Annotated in this window: 7 protein-coding genes and 1 riboswitch; of the genes, 4 read left to right on the forward strand and 3 right to left on the reverse strand. The window is 70.9% G+C overall.

Going from position 1 to position 10,599, the window contains the following annotated elements; genetic code table 11:
- Window positions 1-417 precede the first annotated feature (417 nt).
- Window positions 418-558: riboswitch (cyclic di-AMP (ydaO/yuaA leader) on the forward strand.
- A gap of 6 nt (window positions 559-564) precedes the next feature.
- On the forward strand, window positions 565-1,218 hold the full coding sequence (locus E1287_RS39355) for a C40 family peptidase (protein WP_131970580.1): 654 nt from the start codon (window positions 565-567) through the stop codon (window positions 1,216-1,218).
- Between the two features lie 282 nt (window positions 1,219-1,500).
- On the opposite strand, the gene E1287_RS39360 is transcribed toward E1287_RS39355, so the two are convergent.
- Complete coding sequence (locus tag E1287_RS39360; protein WP_131970582.1) at window positions 1,501-2,157, reverse strand: DUF4360 domain-containing protein; 657 nt, start codon at window positions 2,155-2,157, stop codon at window positions 1,501-1,503.
- A gap of 494 nt (window positions 2,158-2,651) precedes the next feature.
- On the opposite strand from E1287_RS39360, the gene E1287_RS39365 reads away from it, so the two are divergent.
- Together E1287_RS39365 and E1287_RS39370 are read left to right on the forward strand one after the other, a co-directional pair.
- Window positions 2,652-6,371, forward strand: a complete 3,720-nt coding sequence (locus tag E1287_RS39365; RefSeq protein ID WP_131970584.1) for a multicopper oxidase domain-containing protein — start codon at window positions 2,652-2,654, stop codon at window positions 6,369-6,371.
- 172 nt (window positions 6,372-6,543) lie between these two features.
- Window positions 6,544-6,975 carry a Fur family transcriptional regulator gene (locus E1287_RS39370; RefSeq protein WP_131970586.1) on the forward strand — a complete coding sequence of 144 codons (432 nt, stop codon included), beginning with the start codon at window positions 6,544-6,546 and terminating at the stop codon, window positions 6,973-6,975.
- Between the two features lie 61 nt (window positions 6,976-7,036).
- On the opposite strand, the gene katG is transcribed toward E1287_RS39370, so the two are convergent.
- Both katG and E1287_RS39380 read right to left on the reverse strand, forming a co-directional pair.
- Complete coding sequence (gene katG, locus E1287_RS39375; RefSeq protein WP_131970588.1) at window positions 7,037-9,265, reverse strand: catalase/peroxidase HPI; 2,229 nt, start codon at window positions 9,263-9,265, stop codon at window positions 7,037-7,039.
- Window positions 9,266-9,295: 30 nt separating this feature from the next.
- Window positions 9,296-9,727, reverse strand: a complete 432-nt coding sequence (locus tag E1287_RS39380; protein ID WP_131970590.1) for a Fur family transcriptional regulator — start codon at window positions 9,725-9,727, stop codon at window positions 9,296-9,298.
- A 133-nt stretch (window positions 9,728-9,860) separates the two neighbouring features.
- Here E1287_RS39380 and E1287_RS39385 point away from each other — a divergent pair, with 133 nt between their 5' ends.
- Window positions 9,861-10,313 carry a hypothetical protein gene (locus E1287_RS39385; protein ID WP_131970592.1) on the forward strand — a complete coding sequence of 151 codons (453 nt, stop codon included), beginning with the start codon at window positions 9,861-9,863 and terminating at the stop codon, window positions 10,311-10,313.
- Window positions 10,314-10,599: the final 286 nt, after the last annotated feature.

Consider the following 10,599-nt stretch of genomic DNA (forward strand, 5'->3'; position numbering starts at 1 on the left):
GATGGTCTAAGGGACAGCCCCTAGCCTCCCCCGCCCGAGGGCGCTGAGCTGGGGTGTTGTTGATTTTGTCCGAGTTTGCCTTCCTTTGGCGTAGCGAGTAGCTTGTCGCTCACCAAGGCGCTCGCCAGGCGTTTTGCCCCACCGTGTCCGCTCGGACACGGTCCCCCCGGACGGCAGCGCCAGACGGGGGTGGCGGCGGCGCGACCCACGCGTCGTCTCGTGACGGTCCTGCCGCGCGGTCTCCCCGAGACCCCGTTCTCAGCCCGGCCATGCGCACGCCGACGTGCGGCGCTGAGCGAAGCCAGGACCGGTTCACAGAGCGGCGTCCCTCCCTGGGGCGCCACTACATCCGCGCCGCTCTTTCGCACGCGGGACACAAGGGTCCCGCGGATGGGCCGTCATGCCCTCATCAGGATCGCAGCGGCAACGCCGAGTCCGCCGTCGCGCGGAGCCGGGGACCCACATCGCACTGGGGTGAATCGGCCTGCCCCTAGGCCGTAGGGCGACTTCCACGTCCGAACCCGTCAGCTAACCCGGTAGGCGTCTGGAAGCCAAGGAGACCCCTTGCAAGGCAAGCACGCCAAAAACCGCTTTCCCCTAGGCCCGCGTACGACCGGCGCCCTGTTCGGCCTCGCCTTCTTCGGCGTGGTCGCGGGCACCGCGCACGCGTCGGACCTGTCCGAGCCCGGCCCCGGCGCCGGCGACAAGGTCGCCGCCGTCGAGGTCCTCCCCCACAAGCAGAAGTCCAAGCGGGCCGTGTCGGACGCGTCCGGCGAGAAGGCCGACACCGAGAAGTCCATCAAGCGGGACGCCCGATCCGAAGTGATCGCTCGGGCAAAGACCTGGAACCCGGGCACGGACGACCGGGTGCGCTACAGCCAGGTCCGCAGCCACAACGGGTACCGCGCCGACTGCTCCGGCTACGTCTCGATGACGCTGGGGCTGGACAAGCCGGGCCCGAACACCCAGGGCCTCACCTCGTCGCGGTACACCGAGCGCATCTCGATGGACGAGCTCAAGAAGGGCGACCTCGTCATGGACGCGGAGGGCACCAACACCACCCGCCACGTCGTCATCTTCGAGAAGTGGGCGAACAGCGACCGCACGTCCTACTGGGCGTACGAGCAGCGCGGCCGGTACGGCACCGACCACCGGACGCGCGACTACGGCCTGGACTCGGGCAGCGAGTACAAGGCGTACCGCCCGAAGAACCTCTAGGAACCGGAAACACGGAAACACGGAAACGCGTGGCAACGCCCGGCCGGGTGCGTCCCGGCCGGGCGTTCGCGTGCGGCACGCGCGGGGGCGTTCGCGTGCGGGCACGCGCGGAGCGAGTCAAGACGGCCGTTGGGGGAGGCGCGGACGCCTCCCCCATCGGTTGAAGATCTGTCCGAATCAGGCGACGTTGCGTGATCAGACGGCGACCATCCGATCAGACGCGCCCCGCTCCGGTCGCGCGGCGCTCACCCTTTGCGGGGATCGCGTCACGCAATGCGCGAATCAGTCGCAGCGTTTCCACACGAGGTGGTAGACGGAGTTCCCGCGCGCCGATTCCATTGCGATGAAACTGGACTTGGCGGAGTCGCCCGCGTCCACCCGCAGTTCCGTGTTGATGTTCAGGTTGCGGTCCTTGCCGCACGGCTTGAAGATCCGGCCCTGGGTGTCGGTCTTGTCGGCGAACCTCCAGTCGTCGTCGAACGGGCCCTTGAGCGTGTGGGTGACCGTCTGCGACTCCGAGTTGCCCTGGAAGTAGTAGTTCGTCCGGCGGACGGCGGTGGCGCCGGCCTCGAGGTGGGCGTAGCCGCGGGACTCGATCCCGACGACCGCGTAGGTGTAGCCCTCCGGCGCGTCGACCTGCACGCTGAGCTGGCAGTTCTTCCGGAAGTCCGTGGACGGCGCGCCGCCGCCCGCCCAGGCCACGTACTTGTCGTAGGTGACGGTGAAGGCGGTGTTGCCGTGGGACGGGGTGACCTTCGTCGTCCCGGCGGGGCAGCCGGAGCCGTTGATGGTCTCGACGCCGATGGTGACCTTGCTGGGCACCGGCGGGGCGTCGGCGGCGGGGGGGTCGATGGAGGCGGAGGCGGCGGTGGCGGTCGCCAGCGTGGGAAGGAGCAGGGCAGCGCCCACCGCGATCGCCGTACGTGTGGCGTTCTTCATGGGTCGTATCTCTCAGGGGGTTTGTGGTTGACGCCTTCGCCGCACCCGCCCCGTACCGGCCTTACCGGCGGATTTGCGGAGGACTTTGACGTCAACACGTCAATGGCGATCCTCTCGGTCTGGAGAATCATCCGAGAGGGTATTCCGGCTGCGACGACTTGGTCAACACTTTGCCTTTGCGCCTTATTAACAATTAACTTTGCGTTTGTTGCGCTCTTTAAGGATGCCGTTTACGGCGTTTACGGCACTCGCTGGGACGGCCCGCGGGCGCCGTCCCGGCGCCGGCCGCATTCGGCGGGAACAACTTGACTGCCCAGTTCGTCATACTTGTCAACACACCGCGCGACCCGCGCATCGCAACCCGCGCATCGCGCGCCGAGCACCCCGCGAACCCCGTACACCCCGCGCACCTCGCACACCCCGCGCAGGCCGAGGGCCGCCGTCACCGGAGGGGACGGCCGCCGAGACACCGGGAGTTCCAGGGGGATTCACAGATGCCCGTGAAGAGGGTGTACGACGTCGTCGCGCTGCACGTTCCCATCGTCTTCGACGCGCACGGGGACCACGACCGCAACGGGATGATCTTCACGCTAGCCGAGCACGAGACGGAGCTCAACACGGTCAGGGAGAGCTTTCCCACGCCCTTTCCCGACCCGCTGAAGCATCCGGAACTGCTCCCCGACCCGCACCCGCTCGTCCGCCCGCTCGTGCTGCGGGCCCGCGTCGGCGAGCGGGTCGTCGTCCGGTTCCGCAACGAGCTGCGGCAGCGGGCCGGAATCCACGCCAAGGGCGTCGGGCACCGGGTGGTGACCGCCGACGGAGGCGCGGTCGGCCGCAACCCGGACTCGGCCGTCGCGCCCGGCGGCTCGATCGTCTACGAGTGGGACGCCGTGAACGAGGGCGTGTTCTTCCTCGGCGACCTCGCCGACCTCCGCGGCGGCGAGGACGGCTCCCAGGCCCACGGCCTGTTCGGCGCGCTGATCGTCGAGCCCGAGGGCGCCACCTGGACCGACCCGGTCACCGGCGACCCGCTGCTGGACGGCCTGTACGCCGACGTCCACGTCCCGGGGCAGGAGAGCTTCCGCGAGTACGCGCTGTTCATGCAGGACGAGTCGCCCAACGACAACCCCGTCCTGCCGCCGCACCCGCTCTACGAGTGCGAGCGGCCCCGGCCGCACACGCACGCGCCCGCGGCGGGCGGGGAGCGGCTGGCGCCCGTCCTGTTCCCCGAGCACGACGACGACCACGGAGGCGGGCACGGCAACGAGCACCCGCAGAGCGACCACGCCGCCTCGATGATGCTCATGAGCTACCGCACCGAGCCGATGGGCTGGCGTTCCCTCGCCTACGAGCGGATGCTCGAGGCGGGCGAGATCGACCCGGCGCGGGACGCGATCGTCGGCGAGGAGCAGCACCACAGCTCCTGGCTGTTCGGGGACCCGCAGACGCCGATCTTCCGCGCCTACGGCGGCGACCCGTCCAAGATCAGGCTGGTGCACGCCGGGGTGAAGGAGACGCACGTCTTCCACCTCCACCTGCACCAGTGGCGGGCCGTGCCGGGGAACGGCGCGTCGCCCATCATCGACTCCATCACGATCAGCCCCCAGCAGGCGTTCACGATCGAGCCGATCGGCGGCGCGGGCTCGGTGCAGGCGGCGACCGGGGACATCATCTTCCACTGCCACCTCTATCCCCATTTCCACTCCGGCATGTGGGGGATGTGGCGGGTCTTCGACGTCCTCCAGGACGGCGCCGGACGCTACCCGGACGGGACGCCCATCGAGCCGCTCCGCCCGCTGCCCGGACGTCCTGAACCGCCCGCCGCCACCGCCGAGCGTCCGGGCTTCCCGGCGTTCATCGACGGGACGTTCCCGCAGAAGTCGCCCCGCCCGCCGCGCACCCCCGCGATGCCGGAGGGGATGGGACGGGAGCCGACCGCGCTGGAGCGGGCGGCGTTCGTCCCCGACCCGCAGCCGGGCGAGGCGTTCACCAAGATCACGCTGGATCCGGACGCGCCCGTCCGCCGCTACCACCTCGTCGTCATGCAGGGCACGCTGCACTACTTCGAGAGCCACCACCACGGGGGCGAAGACCACAAGGAGACCTGGCACGATCATCGCGGGGTGTTCTTCGTCCTGCAGGAGGAGATCGACGCCGCGGGCGGGATCGAGAACTTCCGGAAGGAACTCGCCAAGGGCACCCGGAAGATCGAGCCGATCGCGATCCGCGGCCGCAAGGGCGAGATCATCGAGTTCACGCTGACCAACGCGCTCCCGCCGGGCTGCCACGAGGAGACGGACTTCGACGCCGTCCTGCCGTTCCAGCCGGAGTGCGGGCTGCACGTCCACCTGGTGAAGTTCGACCCGCTGGTGTCGGACGGCGCCAGCGTCGGCTGGAACTACCTGTCCGGGACGACCACCGCCGACGCCGGACCTGAGGACCACGAGCGGTACCGCTCCTGGATGTACCGGTGGTACTGCGACGAGGAGTTCGGCGTCGTCTTCTTCCACGACCACCTGCTGGCCAACGAGCGGCAGCGGCACGGCCTGTTCGGTTCCATGATCGCCGAGCCGGAGGGCGCCGTCTGGGTCGACCCGCACGACCATGGAAGGGAGGTCCGCAACGCGGCGCAGGCCGTGGTGAAGCTGCCGGACGGCAGCGCGTTCCGCGAACAGGTGGTCCCGGTCGCCGACTTCGTCCCGCTGATCAAGCACGGCCACGGGGAGAAGGGCGAGCCGATCAACCCGCCGGCCTTTCCCGGCGCCCTGGACGACCAGGGCACCATGGCCGTCGGGTATCGCTGCGAGCCGCTCCACGAACGTCCCGGCGACCCGGCCGACTGGTTCTCCAGCGCCGTCCACGGCGACCCGCAGACGCCATTACTGCGCGCCTATCCCGGGGAGCAGCTCCGCGTCCGCCTCCACCAGGGGTCGCACGAGGAGCAGCACGGATTCACCGTGCACGGCATGCGCTGGCGCGCCTGGCGGGACGATCCGCGCTCGCCGCTGCGCACGCAGCAGACCCTCGGCATCTCCGAGGCGTTCAGCCTGCACATGGACCCGTCGCACAGCCCGGGCGACCACATGTGGGCCTTCTCGGCCATCGACGACACGTGGCTCGGCTGCTGGGGCCTGTTCCGCCTCCACGAGGAGGAGCAGGACGATCTCCCGCCGCTGCCGGGCGCGTTCGGCGACGACGGGCCGCCGCCGGTCGACGCGCGCAACGTCCGGCGCTACCACGTGCGGGCGGTCGCCCGCGAGATCCACTACAGCGGCCGGCGCAGCGACCCGTTCGGCCTTGTCTACACCGTGGACGGGGCGCCGGAGGGCGAGCCGCTCGTCCTGCGGTGCCGGGCGGGCGAGTGGGTGGAGCTGACGCTCTCGAACGAGGTGGACGTCCCGCCGGAGCCGACGCCGTACGACCCGCCGCTCCCGGCCCTGGACGACCCGGCCGACCGGGAGGTGTCGGCGCGGGTGTCGCTGCACCCGGTCGGGCCGCTGCGCTACGACGTCCGCGACAGCGACGGCGCGTTCGCCGGCCGCAACGAGGACGGCACGGTCAAACCGGGCGCGGCCGTCACCTACCGCTGGTACGCGGACACCCCCGGCGTGATCCTCCTGGAGGATCGCGCCGACCTCCGCACCCACCGCCACCGCGGCCTCGTGGGCGCCCTGGTGGTGGAGCCGTCCGACGCCACCCCGGCACGCGGGGCGTGGACGGGCCATCAGGCGGTCATCCGGCACCGTGGCGGCGAGGACGTCCACGAGCTGGTCCTGATCCTCCAGGACGGCGTCCGCCAGTACCACCACGGCGACCCCACCCAGCCGGTGACCGACCTGGAGGACGAGCCGGAGGACTCGGGGCAGAAGGCGTTCAACTACCGGAGCGCCCATCTGTTCCCGCACCGTCCGTCCCTGGCGGTGGACGATCCGGGCACTCCGCTGCTGCGGTGCCGGCCGGGCGATCTCGTCCGGGTCCATCTGGTGGTGGGGGCCGACCGTCCGCGCAACCACTCCTTCCAGATCCACGGGCAGACCTGGCCCATGGAGGAGCACCTCGACACCCCGCGCATGGGCGCGATCGGCGGGCTGACCAACGGGACCCTCCGCAGCCTGACGTTCAGGGCCGGGGAGCCCGGTGACTACGCCTACCGGACGGGCGCGTTCCGCTGGGCCCTGACCGAGGGGCTGTGGGGCCTGATCCGCGTCCGCTGACGGCGTTCCGTCCGACCACGGGGCGATTGCCCGCTGTACGTGCCGGTCGGCGGTCCTCCCCGACCGCCGGCCGGCCGCCTGCCCGCAAGCGCGGCGATCGCCGAATGTCCGATTAGACTTGTGTCGTTCGCTGTCTGAAATCTTTCGCGTCCGTGAGGGTAGGTTCGGCGCCATGACCGCATCCCCCCCGACCACCGCCGAGGAACTGCGCGGGGCCGGCCTGCGGGTGACGGCCGCCCGGGTCGCGCTGCTGGAGACCGTCCGGGAGGGCGACCACCTCGGCGTCGAGGCGCTCGCGTCCGGGGTGCGCGACCGGGTGGGCCACATCTCCCTGCAGGCCGTGTACGAGGCGCTCCACGCGCTCACCGCAGCCGGGCTGGTGCGCCGCATCGAACCGGCCGGGAGCCCGGCCAGGTTCGAGGGACGCGTCGGCGACAACCACCACCACCTGGTGTGCCGGAACTGCGGCGCGGTCAAGGACGTCGACTGCGCCGTCGGCCACCCGCCCTGCCTGGACCCGGTCGACGACGCCGGCTACCTGATCGACGAGGCCGACGTCACGTTCTGGGGCCTCTGCCCGAAGTGCCGTCCCGAGTCCGGCTGATCACGACATAAGAAACGTCCGGGCCGGTCGGCACTGCGCCGACCGGCCCGGACGCCGTCCGTCAGCGGAGCTCGAACCGGTCGAGGTTCATGACCTTGTCCCATGCCGCGACGAAGTCGTTCACGAACTTCGTCGCCGCGTCGTCGCTCGCGTAGACCTCGGCGAGGGAGCGCAGCTCGGCGTGCGAGCCGAAGACGAGGTCGACGCGGCTGCCGGTCCACTTGACCGCGCCCGTCGCGTCACGGCCCTCGAACGTCTCCGCGTCCTCGGACGTCGGCTGCCACGTCGTGTCCAGGTCGAGCAGGTTGACGAAGAAGTCGTTCGTCAGCGTCCCCGGCGACGCGGTGAAGACGCCGAGCGAGGACCCCTGGTGGTTCGCGCCCAGCACCCGGAGACCGCCGATGAGGACGGTCATCTCCGGCGCGCTTAGCGTGAGCAGGTTCGCCCGGTCGAGCAGCAGGTACTCGGCGGGCAGCCGGTTGCCCTTCCCGATGTAGTTGCGGAACCCGTCGACGGACGGCTCCATCGCCTCGAAGGACTCGACGTCGGTCTGCTCCTGCGAGGCGTCCGTCCGGCCCGGGGTGAACGGGACCGTGACGGTGTGCCCGCCGGCCTTGGCGGCCTGCTCCACGGCCGCGCAGCCGCCGAGGACGATCAGGTCGGCGAGCGAGATCCGCTTGCCGCCGGTCTGGGCGGAGTCGAAGGACGCCTTGATCCCCTCCAGGGTGCGCAGCACCATCCGCAGCTGGTCCGGGTCGTTGACCTCCCAGCCGTTCTGCGGTTCGAGGCGGATGCGGGCGCCGTTGGCGCCGCCGCGCTTGTCGGTGCCGCGGAACGACGCCGCCGACGCCCACGCGGTGGCGACCAGCTGCGAGACCGACAGGCCCGAGGCGAGGATCTGCCGCTTGAGCGCCGCGATGTCGGCGTCGTCGACGAGCTCGTGGTCGACCTCGGGGACGGGGTCCTGCCACACGAGCGTCTCGGACGGGACCTCCGGGCCGAGGTAGCGCGCGATCGGGCCCATGTCGCGGTGGGTCAGCTTGAACCACGCGCGGGCGAACGCGTCCGCGAACGCGTCCGGGTTCTCCAGGAACCGGTGCGAGATCGGCTCGTAGATCGGGTCGAACCGGAGCGAGAGGTCGGTGGTGAGCATGGTCGGGTGGGTCCGCTTGGACGGGTCGTGCGCGTCCGGGACGGTGCCCGCGCCCGCGCCGTCCTTCGGCCGCCACTGGTGCGCCCCCGCGGGGCTCTTGAACAGCTCCCAGTCGTAGCGGAACAGCGTCTCGAAGAACGAGTTGTCCCACGTCGTCGGGGTGGGCGTCCAGATGCCCTCAAGGCCGCTGGTGATCGCGTCGGCGCCGACGCCGGTGCCGTAGGTGCTCTTCCAGCCGAGGCCCTGCTGCTCCAGCGGGGCGGCCTCCGGCTCGGGGCCGACGTGGTCGGCGGGGCCCGCGCCGTGGGTCTTGCCGAAGGTGTGGCCGCCCGCGATCAGCGCGACGGTCTCCTCGTCGTTCATCGCCATGCGGCGGAACGTCTCGCGGATGTCGCGGGCCGCGGCGATCGGGTCCGGGTTGCCGTTCGGGCCCTCCGGGTTGACGTAGATGAGACCCATCTGGACGGCGCCGAGCGGGCTCTCCAGATCACGGTCGCCGGTGTAGCGCTCGTCGCCGAGCCAGGTGGTCTCGGGGCCCCAGTAGACGTCCTCCTCGGCCTCCCACGCGTCCTCGCGGCCGCCGGCGAAGCCGAACGTCTTGAAGCCCATCGTCTCCAGGGCCACGTTGCCGGTCAGGACGAGCAGGTCGGCCCAGGAGATCTGCTGGCCGTACTTCTTCTTCACCGGCCACAGCAGGCGGCGGGCCTTGTCGAGGCTGGCGTTGTCGGGCCAGCTGTTGAGCGGCGCGAAGCGCTGCTGGCCGGACCCGGCGCCGCCCCGGCCGTCGTGGACGCGGTACGTCCCGGCGCTGTGCCACGCCATCCGGATCATGAACGGGCCGTAGTGGCCGAAGTCCGCCGGCCACCAGTCCTTCGAGGTGGTGAGCACCTCGGCGATGTCCCGCTTGACGGCGGGCAGGTCGAGGCCGCCGAACGCCGTGGCGTAGTCGAAGTCGTCGTCGAGGGGGTTCGCGACGTCGGGGTTCTTGGCGAGGAGCTTCAGGTTGAGCCGGTTCGGCCACCAGCCGCGGTTGCCGCCGCCCTGCGTGGGGTGGGGGGCGCGGGTGTGGGCGACCGGACAGCCGCCCTCGCTCTCCGCGTTGGTGTCGTACGCGAAGTTTTCGTTGTTCTCAGACATGTGGGTCCTCCCAGGGCTATGCGCGGCGAATCAGGAGCTCTCAGCGGTGGAACAGTCGGGACACAGGCCCCAGTAGACGACCTCGGCCTCGTCGATCTCGAAGCCCCGGTCGTCGGAGGCGGTCAGGCAGGGCGCCTCGCCGACGGCGCAGTCGGCGTCGGCGATCACCCCGCACGACCGGCACACGACGTGGTGGTGGTTGTCGCCCACCCGCGACTCGTAACGCGCCACGAAGCCGGCCGGCTGGATCCGCCGGACCAGCCCGGCCGCCGTCAGGGTGCGCAGCGAGTCGTACACGGCCTGGTGGGACACCGTCGGGAGATCCGCGCGCACGGCACCGATGATCGAGTCCGTGTCGGCGTGCGGGTGCGCGTGCACCGCTTCGAGCACCGCCAACCGCGGGCGGGTCACGCGGAGGGCGGCGCCGCGCAGCATCTGCCGAAAGTCCAAGGCCGTGGCCACGCCCCACAGGCTGGCCCACTTTCTGGAATCAGTCAAGAATTGGACGGCATCGTGTTCGCGGTCCGGCCGCATGGCCGGACGAAACCCGGGCACAAGTGCCGTGACGCGACAACCCGGAGAAACCCCTGTGCCCATGCCAACGAACGATCTTGCCGAGCCGCCCACCGAGACCGGGCGGCCCGCGCTGCGCACCGGCCGCTGGCAGCTCCCGACAGGCCGCGCGACGAGCCGCAAGGCCCGCCGGGCGTTCCGCCGCGCATTGCGGCGGTGGGGGCTGGGCTCGGCCGCCGACGAACTCGCCGACCAGCTGACGGCGCTGGTCCAGGACGTCCTCGCCCGCAGCCCCATGCGGGGGCGCGGGGCGATCGACCTCCGGCTGGAACTGCGGGAGTCCGCCCGGATGCTGCTCGGTGAGATCCATCCGCTGCCCGCGCGTCCGGGAGCCGGCGATCAGGCCGAGGGAGGCGCGGGCGGGCGCGGCATCATCGTCCTCACCTACGGCCGCCGTCCCGGCCGCCGCGGCGCCGGGACGCGGTACGTCCACCGGTTCACCTGGTGGCGGACGGACTCCATCACCACCGACTGACGTCCCCTGGCGATGTTTTTCTACGCCGCGACTGAGGCGTCACCGATTTTTTACGTAAATGAACGCCGGCCGATCGTTCGATGACGCGTTGCACGCGTTCCACGCGCGACCGGCAAGGGGTTTCAGAGCTTGAAGAGTTTTTCGTACGGGGCGAGAATCCTGACCCTCCGCGTCCCGAAGTCGACCAGGACGGCCCGTCCCGGCTCCACCTCCAGGATCCGCCCGAGCCCGTACTTGTCGTGCGTGACCTGGTCCTGGAGCGCGAACTCCTTGGCGGGTGGGGCAG

It is taken from the genome of Actinomadura sp. KC06 (assembly GCF_004348735.1).
Lineage (GTDB): Bacteria > Actinomycetota > Actinomycetes > Streptosporangiales > Streptosporangiaceae > Spirillospora.

Coding starts and splice junctions, on each gene's coding strand:
- E1287_RS39365 (WP_131970584.1), top strand. CDS start 2,652: ATGCCCGTGAAGAGGGTGTACGACGTCGTCGCGCTGCACGTTCCCATC.
- E1287_RS39385 (WP_131970592.1), top strand. CDS start 9,861: ATGCCAACGAACGATCTTGCCGAGCCGCCCACCGAGACCGGGCGGCCC.
- E1287_RS39360 (WP_131970582.1), bottom strand. CDS start 2,157: ATGAAGAACGCCACACGTACGGCGATCGCGGTGGGCGCTGCCCTGCTC.
- katG (WP_131970588.1), bottom strand. CDS start 9,265: ATGTCTGAGAACAACGAAAACTTCGCGTACGACACCAACGCGGAGAGC.
- E1287_RS39370 (WP_131970586.1), top strand. CDS start 6,544: ATGACCGCATCCCCCCCGACCACCGCCGAGGAACTGCGCGGGGCCGGC.